The sequence below is a fragment of the Fibrobacter sp. genome (genome assembly GCA_012523595.1).
Taxonomy (GTDB): domain Bacteria; phylum Fibrobacterota; class Chitinivibrionia; order Chitinivibrionales; family Chitinispirillaceae; genus JAAYIG01.
In genome coordinates this window covers 18,800-40,631 of sequence record JAAYIG010000241.1, presented here as the reverse complement: position 1 = coordinate 40,631, position 21,832 = coordinate 18,800, and the positions used below count along the sequence as shown (strand labels likewise).

General features: G+C 45.0%; 12 protein-coding genes. 2 read left to right on the top strand and 10 right to left on the bottom strand.

Annotation, left to right across the window (positions count from 1 at the left end):
- Nucleotides 1-241: 241 nt before the first annotated feature.
- From GX089_16755 to GX089_16710, 10 genes are all read right to left on the bottom strand, one after another.
- Entirely contained in the window at nt 242-1,897 is a 1,656-nt protein-coding gene (locus GX089_16755) for a DUF2341 domain-containing protein (protein NLP04147.1), read from the bottom strand.
- The gene (locus GX089_16750; GenBank protein NLP04146.1) at nt 1,887-2,768 is read right to left on the bottom strand and encodes a TIGR02147 family protein; all 882 of its coding nucleotides are present in this window, start codon (nt 2,766-2,768) and stop codon (nt 1,887-1,889) included. The genes GX089_16755 and GX089_16750 overlap by 11 nt, the downstream gene beginning before the upstream one ends.
- A gap of 310 nt (nt 2,769-3,078) precedes the next feature.
- A complete protein-coding gene (locus GX089_16745; protein NLP04145.1) occupies nt 3,079-4,719 on the bottom strand; it encodes a family 43 glycosylhydrolase in 1,641 nt (546 codons plus the stop codon).
- A 430-nt stretch (nt 4,720-5,149) separates the two neighbouring features.
- Nucleotides 5,150-7,033 carry a secretion protein Por gene (locus GX089_16740; protein NLP04144.1) on the bottom strand — a complete coding sequence of 628 codons (1,884 nt, stop codon included), beginning with the start codon at nt 7,031-7,033 and terminating at the stop codon, nt 5,150-5,152.
- Nucleotides 7,034-7,269: 236 nt separating this feature from the next.
- Complete coding sequence (locus GX089_16735; GenBank protein ID NLP04143.1) at nt 7,270-8,379, bottom strand: prolyl oligopeptidase family serine peptidase; 1,110 nt, start codon at nt 8,377-8,379, stop codon at nt 7,270-7,272.
- A 181-nt stretch (nt 8,380-8,560) separates the two neighbouring features.
- The gene (locus GX089_16730; GenBank protein ID NLP04142.1) at nt 8,561-10,318 is read right to left on the bottom strand and encodes a T9SS type A sorting domain-containing protein; all 1,758 of its coding nucleotides are present in this window, start codon (nt 10,316-10,318) and stop codon (nt 8,561-8,563) included.
- Nucleotides 10,319-10,383: 65 nt separating this feature from the next.
- On the bottom strand, nt 10,384-12,684 hold the full coding sequence (locus GX089_16725) for a family 43 glycosylhydrolase (GenBank protein NLP04141.1): 2,301 nt from the start codon (nt 12,682-12,684) through the stop codon (nt 10,384-10,386).
- A gap of 369 nt (nt 12,685-13,053) precedes the next feature.
- Nucleotides 13,054-14,715, bottom strand: a complete 1,662-nt coding sequence (locus GX089_16720; protein ID NLP04140.1) for a DUF2341 domain-containing protein — start codon at nt 14,713-14,715, stop codon at nt 13,054-13,056.
- A gap of 3 nt (nt 14,716-14,718) precedes the next feature.
- On the bottom strand, nt 14,719-15,582 hold the full coding sequence (locus GX089_16715) for a TIGR02147 family protein (protein NLP04139.1): 864 nt from the start codon (nt 15,580-15,582) through the stop codon (nt 14,719-14,721).
- 550 nt (nt 15,583-16,132) lie between these two features.
- Nucleotides 16,133-16,357: a hypothetical protein gene (locus tag GX089_16710; GenBank protein NLP04138.1), complete on the bottom strand. Its 225-nt coding sequence runs from the start codon at nt 16,355-16,357 to the stop codon at nt 16,133-16,135.
- 282 nt (nt 16,358-16,639) lie between these two features.
- Here GX089_16710 and GX089_16705 point away from each other — a divergent pair, with 282 nt between their 5' ends.
- Together GX089_16705 and GX089_16700 are read left to right on the top strand one after the other, a co-directional pair.
- On the top strand, nt 16,640-18,640 hold the full coding sequence (locus GX089_16705; protein ID NLP04137.1) for a carbohydrate-binding protein: 2,001 nt from the start codon (nt 16,640-16,642) through the stop codon (nt 18,638-18,640).
- Nucleotides 18,641-18,947: 307 nt separating this feature from the next.
- Nucleotides 18,948-21,515: a family 43 glycosylhydrolase gene (locus GX089_16700; protein ID NLP04136.1), complete on the top strand. Its 2,568-nt coding sequence runs from the start codon at nt 18,948-18,950 to the stop codon at nt 21,513-21,515.
- Nucleotides 21,516-21,832 lie beyond the last annotated feature (317 nt).

Below are 21,832 nucleotides of genomic sequence, written 5' to 3'. Positions count from 1 at the left end.
CAACACACCTGTCAGAGCAATTACACATGACAGGCTCCGGCAAGAAATCTTTTTTTTCTTCATATAACACCTGTTCCTTAATGTTAAAAGTGACTTGCCGTCGCCTGATATTGTATTTTAAAGCATGGAGACGGCAATGGCCTGACCTGAGCCGTTATTCTCTGACTGCCGGTTCCTCCTTGCCGGGAACGCAACCGGCAGCTCTTTTTCACAAATCCAAAACGACCATCACATTCCTGCTCTACCTGAACTCCACCAGCCTGTCCTCTTCTTTCTGGTTCATATAACAGAGTCGTATCCAATCGGGGCTTAAAGCGTTACTCATTACCCGTACCTCATCGATTTTCCCCCAGAAATGACACCATCCCTCGTTTCCAGGGATTGTCACCTGGCGCGCATGTTTTCCTATTGTGAAGTCATCGCTGCTGACCCTGGGGTAACTGCCGGCCATCAGCGAAGTCGAATCGTTAACCAATACGCCATTTATATAGAGATACTGCCTGGTTCCCGATCTTACCCCTGTCAGATACACCCATTCTTTTGCTCCAGGTGAAGGCGGAATAGAATCCTCGGAATACTCCCATCCCAACTGATCCTGAAACTCCACAAATTCCCAGGTCCCTTTCCCATTGGCAAAACATTTCATCTTCAGATAGTATTGTTCATGTCCTTTACCTGCTATTGCATGCCAGAGCGTATCAATTGTATCTGCGTATGCCCAGAGCGAGATTGAGTAATCACTGTTTTGCGGCATATCAAGTTTACCCGATGCACTGTTTGGTACTGTGATATAACTTGAACCCCCATCAAAATACCTCGCACTGCCAATTACACCTTCAATCTCCGTATCGGGATTCATATTGAAAGGGATACCATGATAACAGTTTTCAGTTGCATCGAAAGCAGTGTCAGTTCCGGAGAGATGCCATACTGACTGAAATCCAGACAGAGTATCAAACACCGGAGATCCATCTGTAACTGAGACATCAGGAACCGATGCGCCCCAGTGCATGACTATATATTGACTGTCATTATCACCCAAAACCACCGGCACCCGAACCCATACAGCAGCTCTTTTCTTTACCGCATCCCACTGTTCAATTTCATGGGCAATGCGGGTACCGTCTTTTACGGAAAAACCCAGATCTTTACCATCAGCCCGTGCCTGCGCAAAATCAAATGTGCTCCCCGACAGTCTTACCAAAACCGGAAAATCTTTAACATCCTCCGTTACACCAGCACCCGATGCGGTAGTGTTGAGATAAATCTTTTTTGAATACCGCAATTGAGGATAAGGAATAATTGTGGTATCCGCTGATGTAACCTCAACACCCGAGATAAGAACTCCGGAAACAGTTCCGGTGTTGTAATTAACCGAAGGTAAAACACCCGCAGGAACATTATTGAGAAGTATCATTCCGCTACTGTTTACTTCTGCAGCAATACCGGTACCCGGAATGTAAACATAACCGCCAGCCGCTGATTCCGGTACCACTACCATGATTGCCCCCGGTACTGAAAGTACCGCATCCGGAACACTTGTGGTATCTCCACTGACAACAATACCGCTGAGCATTGCCAGGTCCCCGGATTGCTGGCTTGTCGCGACAATGGATAATTCCTTTGCAGTATCAGGTGCAGCTATCCGGTAATATCCGCTGGAGTCGGTAGTATCCGCAGGTATTCTCAACAGTGAGCTGACAGCTATGGGATCATAATCTGCCGGATACAACGCCACTATTGCAGAACAGGCCGGAGACCCGTCGCTATTGACGACACGGCCTATCACTGTTTCCGAGCTGTTACCTTCTGTTAATTGAACAGGCGCCATGCAGAACATAAACGTCAAAAACAATGAACCCATCAGGGAAACCAAAAGGCAAACTCTATTTTTCACCCTCAGCCTCCTTGCCAGGGCATCTCTCTGACAGAGGAAAGAATTGCATATTGAGTTGAAAAACGCGGTCTGCCGCTGCGTCTTTTTCCGCAAGCGCAGCTATTTTATCCCTGAGAACTGCCAGTTCCTCTTTGATCACCTTTACAGAAGCCTCGGAAATCCCGAGCGTAAGGGTTGAAAGATTAATCAGTTCGGTGCCAAACCTGTCGAGAGATTCATTGGCCAGAGCAGTTACTTCTTTCTGAAAATTTATCACATTCAAAGCAGCTATTCTGGTATCCGGCTTCAGCACACCGGTGGTAACTGCCTGATCAGTCAGCACAAAAACACCCTCATTATTCTTATGAATAAAGCCCAATCGCTGGAGAACTGAAAGTGCCCGCCTGGCCTCATCTGAACGTATGCCGGGATTCAGAATTGACGCGATTCTCCGGTAATCACTCTCAGTATCCCTGAACTTTCCCAGAGAGATCAGTGACCGAACTGCACTGTAGTACCATTTCTGATAATACTCATATTTGGTGCTGTCAATTATGGATGCTTTTACTTTTTGGCAATTTATCATCCGTTCAAAATACAGAGTCCGCTCTTCAACAGTATTTGCTTCATTGAAGAAAACCATGTTTTCAAAGTACTCTGCCTCTTTTTTTGTATGCCCTATGGCAGCGGAGAATTTAAAAATCAGTGCTCTTCCGAGGCTCTGGCGCCCCTCGACCACATCTTTGTAAAGCCCGACGGAATTAATTCCGGCTTTTCTCGCAAAAAAACGGTAGGAAAACGCTTTGCTTTCACGCTTACGCGCCTTGTAATAATCAGAGAGATACCTACGGTAATCGGTATAGTTAAAAACAGAGACAGAAGAACTCTGCATATCTCCCTTTTTATTCATGAGAATTAATATAAGGTGAATCTAAGAAAAACCGGAACAAAAAGTGCGGTACCCGCTAAGAAAATGTTCCATTATAACGGAACACCTGATTTGCTGTATAATAGCTTTAACTCATTGATTTATAGCCTGTTACGCATTTTCCTGAATCGCATATATACCAGTAATGGTTGGTATTATACGGAACAGTACCGATCTAATGAATATGGACAGAACAGGCTGCTGGCACGCAGCCTTTCTGTCCGGAGGTTTTAATAATAATGGACCCGCTCCCGGGTTGAGAAAGAATTACAGATCATTGAATCAAATTAACCCTTGTCGAAAACAGCTTTTCTCCTGATATAACCTTTAGTATGTATATACCCGGTTTTATCTGATTATTGAGGGGGACTGTCAGATGTTGAGCAGAAGGATAGCCCTGGAACAGATTCATCATCAACTGTCCATTCATGCCATACAAACAAACATTCAGGCGATCATGCGGAGGCTGTCCGGAGAAGGACAAATGCAGAGCCCGGTCCCTGATGAAAATATCGGACACATTGATTGTGTTTTTATTTGTGAGCCCCTTACGTTCCGTTTCACCCGCTGCAGTCGGCTGATTAAATTTCCACCAGTTAAAATTGAACAAAAACCCGCTTTCTCCTGTAAACTTCAGGAACAGATCACGCTTTCCAGTTGCCCCACTGACCTCGCAGGTACTGGTAACCCAGTTCTGCCAGCCCCCGGTCCCCGTAACATCACAGGTACCAGCCAGTGTTCCTGTCAGACTGTCAAGGTGCAGTTCTATTTTCCCGCCATTTGTATTTGAAGCCACTCTGGCATCAAATGATGTTGCACCCGTACCGAAATCCACCCCTTTCACCTTTATAAAATCCCCGTTTTCTATGAACCCCACATTGAGTCCGCCTTCTGTACAGGCCTCTGTTTCGACCCCCTGTGACCAGCAGATCGTTTCTGCCTGAACTGTGTCATACGGGTTGAGGCTTCCCACCTGCTCAACTCCTGCAGAGGAGGGCATTTTCCCTCCCCACCATGGAAGCTTAGGAATTGTACCATCCTCCTTGAAAGTGATTTCTGCAACACAAATCGAGCGCCTCTCGCGATGAACCGTTGTCTCGGAAAAATTGATAGCATAATTGAAACCGAAGCAGTATGTTTTTCCCTTGTAATCAATTATTCCCGGATGATTTCCTGAGGAGCCCGGATTTCCATCCATAATTGATCCCTTGTAAGTCCATGGACCGGTGGGACTGCTGCTGGTTGCATATCCTATGCCCTCAGGGCAGCAGGTTGACGCAAATGCCATGTAGTAAATATTATTGCGTTTGTAAGCCCAGGGACCCTCCTGGTAGGTCTGGATCTTGGGGAATTTGACAATGCTGCCTGAATATGAAATCATGTCATTATTCAGTTTCACATAGTAGCAATCAGGATTTCCCCAGTAGAGGTAAGCCTGCCCGTCATCATCGATAAACGGTGAAGGATCGATATCAGCAATACTATTATTGATCAATGGTCTCCCGATGGGATCAGTAAAGGGACCATACGGACTGTCTGAAACAAGTACACCGATTCCTTTGAGCTGCACGGTACAGTAGAAATAAAACTTTCCATTACGATAAATACATTGAGCAGCCCAGGCGCCATTGTTGCCGGCCCATTTGAAATTTTCCAGTGATGCCACAACACCATGATCTCTCCAGTTAACCATATCAGTTGATGTATAAAGCATCCAGTTAAGCATCTTGAAACTGGTGGCATCATCTTCATCATGACTCGTGTAAAGAAACACAGTATCATTGTGAACCATCGGAGCCGGATCAGCGGTAAACTTTGTCTGTATGATCGGATTTTCGGCAAAACAGACAGATGATGCAAAAAAGAATATTAAATTCAGCACAAGAATCAGCAGGTCAGACACCTTCCTGTTCATTCTTTAACCTCCATTCAGTTAAAGCGCGGGTTTGCTGTGCCAAAGACAGAACCACAGCAGATTGAGAATTAATATAAGGTGAATCCGGGAAAAACCTGAACAAAAAGTGCGGTGTTACTATAAAAGTGTTCCATTTTATGGAACACTTTATCTGCCGAATTAAAGCGTTAACTCATTGATTTTCAGTATTTCGCATATTTTCCTCTATTGACAGATATGCCAGTATTGACTGGTCTTTTACGGAACAGTGCTGGTCTCCTGAATATGCGCAGAGCAGATCATAACATACGTACTTATCAGAAGAACTCAAAGACAGATGGAGAAAACAACTGTAATGATCAGGCAAAATAAAATTCACCTGATCAATTATTGAATGCAGGAACCCGTAAAATAATTTCCGGATATGTCAAAAGTTAAGGGCAGAATTCCACTATCTGGTTACCAGCACCTTTGACCTGAGGATAATGTCTCCGTCTTTGTCAACTTTCAGAATGTAAAATCCAGTCGGTATATCAGACAGATCATAAGACCTCGAATAAACTCCGCCCGCACGGGTCTGGATTACATTTGTCTTCACAATACTGCCGCTCAAGCTGTAGAGGTTAAGAGTGGCGGATCCGCTCCCGGCCACTGTGAATTCCACTTTCAGCAAAGATTTGCTGCAGTTGACTTTCACTTTGGAAGTCCGTGCAGCATACGAGGACACAGATCTCGCGGTTGGCCCGGCCAACAGAACTGCAGTTGTAGAAAGCGCAGGCACGGATATGGTAAAAGAATTTGAGTTTAATGAAATCTGGTTCTCCTTCAGTGCATTTTGCGTGTGTGACACAAAGGTTTCAGTTCCGGGAAGCGATGACAACTGCAAAGTCCTGTAATTTCCATCAGCAGCCGAAAAGTTGTCAAGGTTAACAGTCACATTCCGCGCAGAATTCATGTCGCGATTTACAATAATCACAGTCATCGAATCGGCTGACTGATTTACAGTAGTGTAAGCAGATACCGTGTTTTCAAGCGAAGAAGTACTTGCAACGCTGTAACCCTTTGCATACCGGCTGAACAGGTGCAGAGTTTCCCACATGCCTGTGAACCAATTCCATGGAGTAAAAAAGTCTACTCCGTTATTGCCGAAGAGGCCCAGATGTGATGCATATATTACTGAGGCAAGATTCGGATCTGAAGGGCCCGGACTCCATTCACTGAGCCCTAACTTAATACCATGATCTGCACCGAAATACTGATCGAGCCAATTGTTGATCCTCTTGAAAATGTACTCTTTTGTTTGTGTATTATCCCAGCCGCCATTAATAGTCTTCAGACCGTTAGCACCCGGATAATCGTACGTTTCATCGTAATAGACCCGATGGAGCTGCAGTGCCGCCTCATCCGAGGGATAATAAGGATAATTGTGAAGGTCAACAACATCCAGCACGCGGATACCTGTTGCTTTTTCCTCATCAGCACATCGCTTGATAAAATACTCAAGGAAACAGTAATATCTTCCATTTACAGTTATGTTTTCATCTCCCCATCTGAACCATTGCCATTCACTGGTCGTTACCGGTCCGCAAATTTTGATCTCCGGGAATTTGGCACGGGCTTTTTTTGCCAGATCGATGTACCTGTCCATGAATTCACTGACAGGTATCAACGACTTCATCACATCATCATGGGTTCCATTCCAGATATCCGGTTCATTATCCATGCTCCAGTATAGAAATTGATTCTTATTGAGCCCAAAGCCATCGGAACCAAACCAGTGATCTAAAATGGCAACAGATGAATCGGCCGGCCAGGGTTGAGTGTAAAGATTGGCATCGCCCTCCACCAGCGCCCCTTCCTTTGGATTTTCTGTATTCGGGACACCGCCTCCTGCTAGGTTCTGATTATAACCTTCCCAGTATTGGGACTGATTAAACTCCCAGTCATTAAAGTTGTATTCTGTAGTGGAAGCGACTCTACCGAGCAGTTGAAAAGCCCACATCACCTGCATCTCAGGATGATCAGCAGCGATTTTCTGCGAAATCTGATCCCAGTCATTTTCGTAAACATTGTTGTACCAGTCAGGGTGCGATGAGATCTTTTTCCGCCAGTTATATTTAGTTGCATTATTACCACCATTCATCCGCACAAAACGCAAGCCGGCGTCGTTATAAAATGATGCAGGCTTATCAAAAGTGTTGTTACGGCCGTAAAGATATGGCGATATGGGCTTTTTATCTTTTGCGGCATTGACTGTTACAGTGACATTCTGAGCAAACAGGGAATTTATTCCGAAGATACAGAGCAATACCACCCAAAACCAATTACATCTCATTCTTCAATCCTTTTATATTGTTTCTGCACCTGTACGAGGCAATTCCATAGACTGAGAACTGCCTGTATTGGTATATATATAACTTGAAAAGTTTAATCGGTTGTATTATCTGTTGTATTAGAGGATGATGGCAGAAAAAGTGTTCCAAAAACTCAGAACAATTTCGAACAGCACAATTTCCGGTTTAATTTTTTTTAAGAATTGAGCACTATCAATACAGGTATTTTCACCACATTCTATTTTGTTAATAATAATATTGACCATCGAGAATCGATGCCCTTTATGGAACCACTGTTCACAATATAATATCCATTGGTAAGATCATGTAAACCACGATTACTGAAAGCTGAATTCCTTATAAGATTCCCTCTCAGATCATACACTCTGGTGATACTCCGGTTTCCAACTGCCTGATCTCTGCTCCTTAGATTCATAACTATCTTTGTGCTGCCGCCTCCCTTGACCTTGGAAAATGCCCATTTTGGCAATAACGGGTTGTGATTTGCATTTAAGCGGGCGGATTCATGATCTCCACCGTTGAACATCTGAAAAATAAAGCGTTCACCGGATTCAATCGCTCTGACCAGAGAATCATAGGATGGTCTGGCATTCTTGAATATAATATCCTCTGGTTTTGTACCTTTCCGGATCTCATTTCGCCAGCCCGCCGGTGAGTTTACTACCTGATCAACTGTCACCCGAAGCACCGGGTAGCCATGATTTTCCAGTGCGGCGGACATCCTCTTGAGTGCTGCTCCATCCATATCGTTAGACCCATGATGATGCCATATAGGGGTCCGGGCCATTAATTCGATCTTGCTGCTGTCACCCCCGGCTGCGCAAGGCACTGCCGCAGCCCAGAAATCCGGTTTCATTTCTATCATATGATAAGTGCCAGACCCTCCAAGAGAAAAACCACCTATTATAAAACGATTGGTATCGAGAGAATACTGTTTCTTCAGATCCTCGATAGCCTCCAGCACTGCTTTTGCTGCATCAGAGATTTTTCCCGTAGAAGCACCCATTCCACCCCATGTGCCCGATGGGCACTGAGGAGCCATGATAAAATGAGGCCATTGCGCCTGGACATCATCTTCAATCCAGGGATGAGCCTGATCATTATTATCCACCTGATAAACATTGGTGGAGCCACTGCCATGTAAAGTAACTACCAGCGGATACTTCACTGATGCATTGTAGTTTTCAGGAACGAACAGAAGGTAATTAAGAGTAACTCCAAAGGAGGTGCGAAAGGAGAGGCTCTTCATCAGGTCACTGTCACGGGTTTGCTGTGCCGAAGACAGAACCACAACAGATAAAAGTAATATACATGTGAGATTTTTCATATTCAGTCCTTGAGATACGTATTCAGGAAACCTTCAATGTGTAAAACAGATCAATTCAGTGCAGCAGTGATTAGATTTCACACTTAAGAACTCCGCTGAGGAGGGTATTTCACCTCCTCAATCGGAAGCTCCGGGATTGTGCCGTCATCCCTGAGGGGTTGTTTTCAAGGCACTTATTAAACTATTGTGCAATCATTATATTTGACGAATACTGTAAATCTTTTCCATTGCCGATTCTGACAATGTAATACCCGTGAGGAATACCTGATAAATCGACAGTTCCTGACGCTCTTTCCAAAACTGCAGTTTTAACAAGCTGTCCTTTCATGCTGTAGACCTTAAGAAAATGTCTGCCCTGTAAAGAAACAGGAGATTCTATACTAAGGACAGAACCACTGAGATTCACTTTTACCATTGAGGAACGTTTTACCTGAGTCTTCTGGAAAACTGTTCCGGTCATGTCAAACAGCTTTACAGAAACATTGTCGATATAGACCGTGGGAGTACTGTTGCCCATATTAAAGCCCAGTCGCCCATTGACATCGGTTGTATTCTCCATGGTAAACGTGAAGGAGAATGTCTGTTTTTCAGTTGTGAGATTAAACTGCTTGAGTTCCGGAAGGTAGCTGGTCCATGGACTGTTCGCCATTTCCACATTAACTTCAATGCTCCTTTCCGATGAAGCATAAGCATCAAATGTCACCTTGTAGCTTTTTCCTTTTTCCAGATAAATACCCGGCTGAACAATCTGAATATCATGATTATTGGTAGCTGTGCTTGAGATCGATATCCTGTATTCCCCGCCTGTTACACCTCCGGTCGCACTTCCGCTCCATGTATTAAGAGTCCAGTTCGCCGTTCCTGAACTGAAATCCCCATTAACCACATAATTACCCTCACTGTCGGGACTGCGGATAAAAAGTGCCGACACCGTTTTGTCTGAATTCATAACTATTTTCAGTGGATTTGCCTTCCCGCTTATCCCATCTCCGCTCCAGCCATTAAACTCCCATCCCTGTGAGGGCACCGCGGTCAATGTAACCTCTGTGTTCTCCTCGTAACCGTAACTATTGGGACTGCGGGTTACTGAACCCTCTCCAGTAGTGTTTACTGTCAACCTGAAACCAGACATCCCGCTGATTGAATACCTGCTTACAAAAGCCCAGATCTCTTCACTCTCGTTGATATGAGATCCTGTGTTCGAAGTCGTATACCAGTGGTCCATTCCATCGATCGTTATCAGCTTTATTTCAGATGTCATTCCATTGACCTCACATGGTCCCCAGTGTTCCAGAGATGTCTTTGAACCGGTCCGTGTCGAAGGGTAAGGTTGTGTTTTCACCGGATTTGACGGACATCCATACGCTTTAACCTTACTCTCAAGAAACGGATGAAGCCCGGGATAGGTGACAACCCCATCTGAGCTGCCATGAATATGAATAATCGGCACCGGACGCGCATTATTGCATGTCGGAGTACCCCATAAAGGGTACCCGGAAGTTGGGCCGATAGCAGCAATTTTCTCGGGAATTTTACACGCCAGATGATAACTCATCATACCACCCATAGACCATCCGGTAGGATAAACCCTGCCAGGGTCTACATCATACCGTTTCACCATTGTGTCAATAATTGCCTCAATAAACCTGATGTCTCTGTCACCGCTTATATCCCATGCACCATCGATACCCATAGGATAAACGACCACGAACTTTTCGCGTTCCGCTATTGCATCAAATTTGGTGTCGTTCTGGTACCCTTTGTGCCAGCCATTCATCCCGTGCATCGCAATTACAAGAGCCGGTTTGTTAAGCCCTGACGGAGCAGTCACAACAATGTCACGATTAACACCGCCGGAATTGATCTTCCAGTCCTGCGATGCATTGACAGTTTGCTGAAAAGAAAACAGTATGATGGTCAGTAACAACAGGATACGCATACCGCCCCCCTTATCCAGGATACATTCAAACTCAGAACTGGTTGTCAGAAGATTCAGCAGATCGCTTATCTTGTGAGAATCACTTCCGAAGTATTGATCACTTCCCCTTCACTCACGATTTTTATCAGATAAAAGCCTCTGGAAAACCTTGACATATTGATACTACCGGTATTTATCTCCCCTGCCCTGATATGCAGTCTTTCGGTTTTTACTATCTTCCCTCTTAAATCATAGATCTCCAGCGCCGCCGTCCCACTCCTGTCAGGAGTAAAGCTTATGTGCAGAGATGAATTGCTGCAGTTTACTTTTACAGGTGACGCCTGTTTTCTCTGTGCTTTTCTGGAAACGGCATCCGTCGGATCAAAAAACTTTACTGAAACATTATCGATAAAGACCGAAGAAGTGCTGGTGCCCACATTGAAGCCCAGCCGGCCATTGACATCAGTGGGCTCCTCCATTGTGAACACAAATGAAAATGTCTGTTTTGTTGTTGTAAGTGAAAAATGTTTCAGTTCATCGAGGTAACTTGTCCATGGATCATCCGCCATCTCCACATTTACCTCCAGATCCCTGTCTGAAGAAGCATAAGCATCGAATGTCACCTTGTAACTCATCCCCTTCTCCAGAAATAACCCAGGCTGAACAAGCTGGATATCATAACTGTTATTAGCGATGCTCGAGATTGAAATCCTGTATTCTCCATCTGTTACACTTCCGGTCGCACTTCCGCTCCAGGTATTAAGAGTCCAGTTTTCCGTCCCTGAACTGAAATCACTGTTAATCACCATGTTTCCATCAATTGTAGCACGGGTAAAGCGAGCGGTGACAGCCTTGTCCGCATTCATGACAATTGATATTGGATTCTCACTGCCGCTTATTCCATCTCCGCTCCATCCGACAAACTCCCATCCATTCTCAGGCACCGCAGTCAGAGCTACCGTAGTTCCCTCTGCATAACGCGAACCAGAGGGCGAACGGGTAACAGAACCCAGCCCTGAGGTCTGCACTGACAAGCGATAACCCGTTCCACCATCAAAGATATACCAGTTAAGACGGAACGGTTCACCCGATCCTTTGAAAACCAGGAAAAGATCTTTTACACCACTGCAGTTATTTACTTCACACTCAAAGGTCTTCCACGTAGTCCATCCACCGGTATTGGATATGTTACAGGTACCCACAAGAGACCCTGTCTGGCTGCCCAGACGCAGTTCTATCGATCCGCCTGACGATCCACTGGCAGCCCGCACCTTGAAAGATGAGGCTCCATCTCCAAAATCTACACTCTTTACCTTTATGTAATCTCCGTTGGAGATATCAGTAACCATCATCCCGCCCTCACTGCAGACAGCGGTTTCAACACCGGATTCCCAGCAGATTGTCTCTGCCTGAACCGTATCATAGGGATCCAGATTTGCAACCGGTGCAGGACCATTTTTAGACATGTTTATGGTTGGGATTGTACCATCCGCATTGTATTTGAACTGCTCTATACACACAGAGCGTTTAAAACCACCGCCTCCCGGCAGAGCCGCATTATGATAGAACAGATAAGAGTTTCCCTTGAAATCAATCACTCCGGGATGGTTTGTAAAGCTCCCCCCCTGAGTGGGCATGATAACACCTCTGTAGGTCCAGGGTCCGGTAGGACTGCTGCTTGTTGAATATGCAATGTGTTCCGATATGGGACCACCGGCAAAGACCATGTAGTACAAGTCATTTCTCTTGTAAAACCAGGGGCCTTCCTCATATGATGTAGCCCTCTCGGTATTGGAACGCTTTCCAAAACTCGCGACAGTAAGATTTATCTCCTGTACTCCACCGGAATAGGAGGTCATATTCGCATTGAGCTTGACATATTTAAGATACGGATTTCCCCAGTAAAGGTATGCCTGTCCGTCATCATCAATAAAGACAGTAGGATCTATATCACCTCCGCCACCACTGATAAGAGGCCTTCCTATAGGATCTGTAAATGGTCCCCAGGGGTAATCTGAAACCAGGACACCTATCCCTTTCATGTGTATGGGACAATAAAGGTAAAACTTCCCATTACGGTAGATACCCTGAGGAGCCCAGGCGCCATTATCCCCTGTCCAGGAAAAAGACTTCAACGATGCAGCAACTCCATGATCGGTCCAGTTCACCATATCCGTCGATGAATAGCATTGCCACTCCTTCATCGTAAAAAAATTGTTTTCTAATACGTCCTCATCATGACTGGTGTAAAGGTAAACCCGGTCATTATGCACCATTGGAGCCGGATCTGCGGTATAAATAGTCTGTATGATGGGGTTATCCGCCTCAACCATTGTGAACAGAGTAATCATACCCAGAAATGTTATCATCATTTTAGCTCTTTTCATTACAGCATCCTTTCAGAAAGTCTGCAGCACTCAACGACCTTTATATACATTCATCAATAATTTAAGGCGCAGAATATCGGATTGTCGCGAATTTCGGAGAAAACAGGGAAAAAGTGTTCCATATTCTGGAACAGGACGAGGTGAGATTGAAAAGCCATCTGACATCAAACCTGAAAGGCTTTCAGGGTGTTTTTTTCCGGGAGTGTGAAAAGGAGAGGAATAGAATCTGGCACAGGAAGAAAGGAGTCTTGTCATTTCGATGGATCTTCAAGGACAAATTACAGTCTGGTTTGTCATCTCGATGAGTCATCAAAGAGAAATCTTTATCCTAATCAATTATTAAGATCAATGTCAAAACATTCCCGCATCTCACTTAAAAACCACCAGCGCGTCATCTCTCTTCTGATTCATATAGCACAATTTGATATAATCCTGCGATTTTACCCTGAATATTATTGAAATCTCATCCAATACACCTTCCCACTGGCAGTCATCATCTCCCTCAGCTCCAAATCTCAGAGGCAAAGAATTCACTATGTTGCCGACTTTTGCGATATCCCCACCGGTTGGATACGTACCAGTATCCTCTCCGTCAATGTAAATACGGCAATTATCCCTGCTGGAGCGGTCAACCACTGCTGCTACATGATGCCATGATGAATCTTTTATCGAGTCTTTTGATGTAAGGACAAATGACCCCGGATCACCCCATACTCCAGAATCCGATGCCAGGAAAATTGCCAATGCACCATCCCCATCGAGCTGGAAGAGCCAGCCGTATCCCTTTTTGGGGAGAGCACCTGTGCTTTTGGAAACAATATTCTGAATCTTTCCGGAACCACGCTTTTTGATCCAGGCACTCACTGTAAAGCTGGACATTTCGGGATTGCAAACATCACCAATCTCCGTAAAGTCTCCATCCCCGTCAAGTGACTGCCCAAAACCGATATTTCCATCTGCAACTGCCTGATCACCATTTTTCGAACCATTATACTTATTTGCAGTTGCATCAAGAATCGTTTTCCCGTCATCCGCAAGATGCCACACACCCCTGTAACCTGCAGCAGTATCGAACACTGCCGAACTGTTTGAGCTCCCTGCAGCATCAGGATCTCCCCAATACATCGAGATATACTGCGTACTGTTATTTCCATACACCGTATCTACCAACACCCAGATCTCCGCTTTCTGTCCTTTTGGATCCCACCTCTCGATTTCATGCGGAATTACCTTTTCGTCAGCTCCCCTGAAGCTCAGATCACTGCCGTCGGTTTTAGCCTGGATAAAGTTGAAATTGTCTGCATTAAGCCGGATAAGTACAGGAAAGTCAGTCACTGTACCGCTGACACCTGCTCCGCTTGAAGTGGTGTTAAGATAGATTTTACGGGAAAATGAAGGTCCCGATGATGTTATGATGGTTGTGATTTCCGGCTGAACATCGATATTTTCAGCCATTCTGCCGGACTTATCCTCATTGCTTGTATCCTTATAATAGATACTTGGAATAATCTGGGCCGGTACCGAATCCAATACAGCGTATCCGTTTTCCACATAAGAATAGTAACCCGTGCCCGGTATAAACACATACCCGTTTCCAGCCAGGCTGTCGGAAAGGATCACCCGGATACTTCCGGTTTTGTTAAGCGAGGTCACATCAACCAGAGTCGAATCTCCCGGTGCAGAGATATCAATATCTGAAATAATCGCCCGGGTACGCTTGGAAAGGTTATTTGCCTGCAATGTGTACACATCTGCTTTTGGTGAATTGAGAGTTATCTCATACGAGCCATTCTTATCTGTAGTATCTGTTGCAATAACAGATTTTTTACCTCCAGAGACCGGATCATAATCCGCCGGATACAGGGTAACAATAGTACCGGATGCCGGTGTCCCATCAGTATGCACCACCCGGCCAATGACTGTCTCAGATCCGGTACCTACACCAGTAACCTGCTGAGGTCCGCAATGCAGGACAGTAAAGATTATACAGGTAAGGAGAGAAACCGAGATTCCTCTGAAAAGTTCGTACATCTTTTAATCATCCTTCCCGGGGTCTGTCAGAGGAAAGAATTGACAATTAAGCTGATACAGACATTCAGGATTAGTGTCTTTTTCTGCAAGACTTAAAACCCTCTTCCGGAAAACAGCCGCTTCCTCCTTGATCATCTGCCTGGTTTTCTTCGAAATGCTCAGCGTTATGGTCGACATGTCCATCTGACGTTCCGAATACCGGTCATAAGCCTCAGATGCAAGGGATAAGAGATTTTTCTGAAAATTAACAATATTCATCGTATGAGCCTGCCTGTTGTTATTCAACTGCCCTGTAGTGATAATCTGGTCGCAGGGCTCAAAGAAGCCGTTTTCCTTCCTCTTTATCATACCAAGCCGCTCCAGAGTTTCAACTGCTTTTTTTGCCTGCTCAGCAGTGATCCGAGGAGAGAGCTGTTTCGCTAATGAATTATAATCTACTCCATCGAAAGAGTAAAATGAAAGAAGTGCCCGGATCGCACTGTAATACCACTGGGAATAGTACTCATATCTTGATGCCTCGATTACGCGTGCTTTTGATTCATGGCACTCCATCATCCTCTCGAAATAGCATTTGCGTTCCTCGACAGTCTCCGCATCTGTATAAAATACCATTGCCTCAAAGTATTCCGCCTCACGTTTTCCATGACCGATCGCTTCAGAAAACTTTGCAATGGCCCGACGGGAGAGCGACTGCTTTCCATCGACAACATCTTTGTAAAGACCAATCGATCTTATTCCTGCTTTATTCGCAAAATAGCGGTAAGAAAAGTAGGAATAGCGCTCCTTCTGCTCCTTGTAGTAATCACCAAGGTAGGCCCGGTAATCGGTATAATCGAAGATCCTGATTTGTGACTTAGGTCGAGCCATCGTGTTTCTCGTCCTTATCTTAATGTAAGTAAAAATTAATTATTTATCAGAAGAATCAGGTTAAACTTATCTGAATTATCCACTACTCCCCCCTGCCGGTCTTTTTCGGGACCATAACCGAACAGACATCGTTACCCCTTTACCCGAATACAGACTGCCGTTAACAAACACTCCCATCCATAATTATATAGGAAAATCGTATAATTGATTCAGTTTTCAGAGTTGAGGCCAAAGAAAGTGTTCCGGGAATTGGAACGAATCCCAGGATTAACTAAACAGGAAAATCAGATCTCACTGCTGTAATATTCAGTATGCACTTCGACTGCATTCAGTGAGCGACTGAAACCCCTGTGATGCTGACGGATCATCATTCATACCGGGAAAATGGTGTATGTACAGGAAAGTACCTGCGCTGCTGCTGATTTAAAACCTATGCGGCGTCGCCTGGGACAGCCTCAGTTCTGCATCAACTGTTACTTCATTACCTTCCACATTTACATTGCGTTGTGTAAACGTGCGGTATCACTCTGCACTGATTGTAACCCTGTAATTACCAGTCTGCAATTGCCCGACCTAAAAAGGTTCCGTCAGCCCCGGTTTTAACAGTGTCAGTACAGCAGTTCTGCCAGTCCCGATGATAACACAACTGTCGCACCGGAAACAGGATCTCCACACTCTGAATCGATGACTGTTCCTGAGAGTTACGGCGGGATAAACCGGAGTCTTCGAACGGGCCTGGACATAACGGGAGACTTCTCCTCAATTTACTCATCATTTGGTTAACAGTACTTCGTTGAACATCCCTTCAACACTTTTTATTTCCATTCAAAGTACTTCCTTCAGCTTTTCCTTATATTTGATCAATAGATGCTGCGGGATATAAGAATGGAGTTCCTCAGGGCTCCGGATAAATTTCAAGTGCCGGATATTCCGTGTACACAGAATATGTACAGAAATTGTCCCCTTAAAAGGGGTTTTTCAACAGACAACCCGAAAAAAACTTTATAATTAGTTGATATATCTTTAATGCCTGTTTTCATCTATGAGGGGTAAGTGTATGAAGTCACCTGGTTTTAAAGCAGCAGTTCTATTCTTCATTGGCATCCTGTTTTTCACCACCAGCAACACCACCGCACAGAATGTCACTGTTAACCTCAACAGCGAACAGCAGTTGATGCGGGGATTTGGGGGGATAAACCATCCCAACTGGTACAAAGATCTCAATGCCTCTGAACGGGAATTAGCCTTTGGAAATGGCCCCGGACAACTGGGACTTACAGTTCTGCGTACCTATGTGTCAGACAATAAAAACGAATGGTCTCAGGGTTTGGAAACAGCTAAAAGAGCCGTCGCGCTGGGGGCTTTAGTGTTCGCCTCACCATGGAATCCACCTGCCAGCATGACTACAACTGTCAATGGTGTGAAAAGAATCAATCCCAATTCCTTCGAGGCTTATGCAAAACACCTTAATGATTACGTAGTGCACATGAGAAATAACGGCATTGAACTCTATGCCATCTCTACACAGAACGAACCCGATTACGCCCACGATTGGACAGAATGGTCTCCAACTGAATCAGTAAATTTCATCAAGGGTTATGCAAAGCTTATCTCATGTCCACTGATGACACCTGAGTCTTTTCAGTACCGGAAAAATGTTTACGATCCGATTTTAAATGACCCGCAGGCACTTGCTAATGTCAAAGTTTTCGGAGCACATCTTTACGGAACTCAAGTCAGGGATTTCCCCTATCCTCTCTTCCAGCAAAAGGGTGCGGGAAAAGAACTATGGATGACTGAGGTGTATTATCCAAACAGTAATAATGATGCTAATATATGGAGTCAAGCCGTTGAAATGGGAGTGCATATCCACAACGCACTCGTTGAAGGAAGATTCCAGACTTACGTCTATTGGCCGCTGCGCCGTTATTATGCTCTGATCCATGATGGAGAGGGCGGGCATGGAAGCAGCACTGTTGCAGCAGCAGGAACAGCTACAAAACGCGGTTATGTGATGGCACAATTCTCCAAGTATATACGAAACGGTTACATAAGGGTTGATGCCACAAAGAACCCAACCACCAATGTATATGTTTCAGCATATAAAGGTAAAGACAGTGTTGTCATTGTACTGGTTAATTCCAATACATCTTCCAAGACAATAAACATCTCCATTCCCAATACAACCGTTAAATCTTTCTCAAAAATATCGACAACAGCAAGCAAGAACATCAGCAATGACGGTACAGTTACTGTCAACAACGGCTCATGCAGTGTGACTCTGGATGCACAGAGTGTAACCACACTGGCCGGCACAGGCTCAACCACTCCTCCGCCGCCTCAAACCCCTTATAAAGAAAATCCTCATCAGATTCCGGGACGTATCGAGGCAGAAGAGTATGATAATGGTGGTGAAGGGCAGGCTTTCCATGAGGCAGATGCCAATGGGAATCAGGGTGATGCCACTTTCCGAAATGATGAGGTCGATATTGAAAACACATCCGACAACTCCGGGCAGTACAATATCTGCTACATTCGTAATGGTGAATGGCTGGAATACACGGTTAACGTTGCTGCCACTGGCGCATACGATATTGACCTGCGTGTAGCCGCTGATGGTAACGGGAAGACACTTCATATAGAGATGGACGGTACAGATGTAACCGGTCCCGTCAATCTCCCCAACACCGGAGGATGGCAGACATGGGAAACTATGACAGTCAAAAATGTCAACCTCACAGAGGGTAAGCACGTAATGCGGATTGCCTTTGATTCTGACTACATGAACCTGAACTATGTCGAGTTTAAAGTTCCGACCAGCATTAATGGGAGCAGACTGGCGGATGGCAGTCTGAGTCCATGCATCATCGATGGTTTCAGGATTAAGCTTGACGGGCAATTCAGTTACCGCATTACAGATATGAAAGGCTCTGTTATGGAAGCGGGGAAAGGTGTTGATGAATATTTAGCGGGCAAAAACCTTGTCCCCGGCATATACTTGATCTCTGTAAAGAACAGAAACGGTAATTTTGCCAAAAGAATCCTGAAACAGTACTGAAAAAGAAACACCCCTCTGAAAAAGACCGGGAGTCCGATTTGTTCCACAATCGACTTCCGGCCTTTGTTTTTAAATGCAACCGTAATCGCAACCATGATCCCAGGCTGAAGGCCTGGGTTGAAAGAGCAATATCAGGCAAATTCAATTCCATATTTATAAATACCATAGATTTTGGAATAATATTCCACCCCTTCATCCATAAAAACTGTGATAAAAAATGGATTCTCTCACACTTTTTGTTGAACAGATATTCAACATTTTCTTCACACCCACTATAGTAAAAAACCTTCTTTAAGTCTATATTATTATGCAGAAACGCATTCGTAATCATGCATTGATACAATTCCAAATCAACTACAGGAAGAATATCATGAAAAAAGATTTAGCAAAAAAGGCTGTTTTTACCCTGTTCTTCGGACTCTTCCTTATCTCCACCGTTTATGCCGCCACTGTGACAAACCCCATTATCTGGGCTGATGTTCCCGATGTATCGATGATCCGGGTTGGCGACAAATACTACATGAGCAGTACAACAATGCACATGAATCCCGGTGTACCGATTATGGAATCAGATGACATGGTACACTGGAAAACCGTCTCCTATTGCTATTCTACACTTGTAAATAACGACAAGATGAATCTCAACAACGGGCAGAACGCCTACGGTGCCGGATCATGGGCAAGCAGCATAAGGTACAAGGATGGAACCTTTTATGTTTTGACATTCTCATCGACATCCGGAAGCTCCCATCTTTACAGAAGCACCAGTCCAGCCGGCCCCTGGACAGAAACCAAACTGCCGCAATGGCATGACCCGTCACTGCTGCTCGATGATGACGGACGTAATTATGTTCTCCACGGCGGCGGTGATATACGTATCATCGAACTTAACTCAGATCTTACCGGTGTAAAGAACGGCGGATTAAATAAAGTCCTGCTCACAGATCCTGCTTCAGTTGCCGGTTCAGGCGGGCTCAGGGCCGAGGGCACACAGGTTTACAAACATAACGGCTATTACTACATATTCAATATCTGCTGGCCAAGCGGAAGTATGAGAACACAAATATGCTCCAGAGGCCAGTCACTTAACGGATCATTTGAGAAAAAAGTTGTTCTGCGAAGCAGCGGAGTGGCTCAGGGATCTATCCTGCAGATGAAGGATAACAACTGGATGGGTTATCTGTTTCAGGATAATGGATCAGTTGGACGCTGCCCCTGGCTTGTTCCAGTAACATGGCAGGACAACTGGCCTGTTTTCAATAACGGTGTCGCGCCAAGCAGCTTCAACATGCCTTATGTCTCCTCCGCTGCAGGAACAGGCGTTGTGACATCCGATGATTTCTCGGGAAGCACACTCAAACTGGAATGGCAGTGGAACCATAATCCGGTTAACACCCACTGGTCCCTTACGGAGCGACCCGGCTTTTTCAGGATCAAAACCAGCCGTGCCAGTGACAATTTCGTTTCCGCACGTAACCTCCTGACTCAAAGGACATTTGGACCTAAGAGTTCAGCCAGGACCTGCCTCGATGTCAGCGGGCTCAAGGATGGTGATTGCGCGGGTCTGGGAGCCTTGCAGGCAAAATACGGCTTTGTAGGAGTAAAGAAAAACGGTACTACAAATACAATAGTCATGCACAATGGAGCGACACAGGTTGCAACTGCCGCACTCAATCAGAACACTGTCTACCTGCGGATCGATATGGACTTTACAAACAGAACCGATAAGGCCACTTTCTTCTACAGCCTCAACGGTACCTCCTGGACCCAGATCGGCAACACACTTCAGATGAGCTACGATATGCCTCATTTCATGGGTTATCGTTTTGCTCTTTTCATCTACGCGACCAAAAGCACCGGCGGTATAGCAGATTTTGACTGGTACAAGGTCGGAAGTTCATATACTGATGAAATCAGCCTTGAGAGCGGATACAGGCTCAGTGTCAATATTACAGGTAAAGGAACTGTCAGCCGTTCTCCTGATAAATCCGGCTATGAGGAAAATACTCCTGTTACTCTCACTGCTCAGGCTGAAGATGGATACGTGTTTAAAGGTTGGAGCGGAGATGGTATAAGCAGCAGTGAAAATCCGCTCACTATCACCATGAACAGTGATAAGACAGTGAATGCACTCTTTGCCCGTAGTACTGCTGACGGTAATCTGGTGCTGAACGGGGATTTCAGTTCCGGAACTGAAGAGTGGACACTGAATGTCTGGGACGGAGCTGCGACAGCAAGCGTGGTTAGCGGAGAATGCCGCATAAATATCACAGAAACCTCTGAGATCAACTATCAGATTCAGCTCGTTCAGCCTGGACTGTTCCTTGAACAAGGGAAATCATATCGGGTGTCATTTGACGCATTCGCGTCAGCAGACCGTGACCTGGAGGTAAATGTTGAGATGGCGGTTAATCCATGGACAAGCTACCTGGATGAGCTGAAACGTTTTTCTCTTACTACCACAAAACAGACATTCTCCTTTGTGTTTACCATGGAGGCTCCAACAGATGCCAATGGTCGGCTGGGTTTCAATTTCGGGACCTCTTCTCCGGCAGTAACTCTGGACAATATCTCGGTAAAGGAGTACGATCCCACAAACAGCACCGCAAAAATAAAGAGTTTCAACTCTTCTGTCGCGGATATTAAATGCAAAAACTCAGTGTTGCAGATCAGGTTACCCGCATATAAAAACAAGTCTGTAAGGATCGATCTTTACGACATGAAAGGAAACCTTGTCCGTTCAGTAACCCACATAATCGGTGGTGCCGGGGTCTGTGTCCAGAACCTTTCGAATCTGCCCGATGGTTCTTATATTCTCAATATCACAAGCGGAAACAGCATTATTAAGACATCCAGTGTCATTTTGACAAAATAACAGCATCAAATCCCCCTGTCAGGGGGATTTTAAGCACCACTATATGTTCTTCAAATCAGAGCCGGTATCGGAATCGGCATCGATTGTTCTCTGTCCATTTTTCTCTACAAAGTGATCCAACAAGACTTTTGTTTCTGAACAAAAGTCTTAATGACTCCTTTCGCGTTCAGCGAAGCAGTACTCGCAATCGCAAATTAAAAAAAACCGTCAGATAATCATAAGTTGACAAAGCAAATCCCATCGTACTGTCGTATTGTCGTTCTGTCATACAGTCGCATCCTCGTGTCGTCGTGTTGTCGTTCCGTCGCGCCCTCGTA

Coding starts and splice junctions, on each gene's coding strand:
- GX089_16750 (NLP04146.1), bottom strand. CDS start 2,768: ATGCAGAGTTCTTCTGTCTCTGTTTTTAACTATACCGATTACCGTAGG.
- GX089_16745 (NLP04145.1), bottom strand. CDS start 4,719: ATGAACAGGAAGGTGTCTGACCTGCTGATTCTTGTGCTGAATTTAATA.
- GX089_16740 (NLP04144.1), bottom strand. CDS start 7,033: ATGAGATGTAATTGGTTTTGGGTGGTATTGCTCTGTATCTTCGGAATA.
- GX089_16735 (NLP04143.1), bottom strand. CDS start 8,379: ATGAAAAATCTCACATGTATATTACTTTTATCTGTTGTGGTTCTGTCT.
- GX089_16730 (NLP04142.1), bottom strand. CDS start 10,318: ATGCGTATCCTGTTGTTACTGACCATCATACTGTTTTCTTTTCAGCAA.
- GX089_16725 (NLP04141.1), bottom strand. CDS start 12,684: ATGAAAAGAGCTAAAATGATGATAACATTTCTGGGTATGATTACTCTG.
- GX089_16720 (NLP04140.1), bottom strand. CDS start 14,715: ATGTACGAACTTTTCAGAGGAATCTCGGTTTCTCTCCTTACCTGTATA.
- GX089_16715 (NLP04139.1), bottom strand. CDS start 15,582: ATGGCTCGACCTAAGTCACAAATCAGGATCTTCGATTATACCGATTAC.
- GX089_16710 (NLP04138.1), bottom strand. CDS start 16,357: ATGATGAGTAAATTGAGGAGAAGTCTCCCGTTATGTCCAGGCCCGTTC.
- GX089_16705 (NLP04137.1), top strand. CDS start 16,640: ATGAAGTCACCTGGTTTTAAAGCAGCAGTTCTATTCTTCATTGGCATC.
- GX089_16700 (NLP04136.1), top strand. CDS start 18,948: ATGCAGAAACGCATTCGTAATCATGCATTGATACAATTCCAAATCAAC.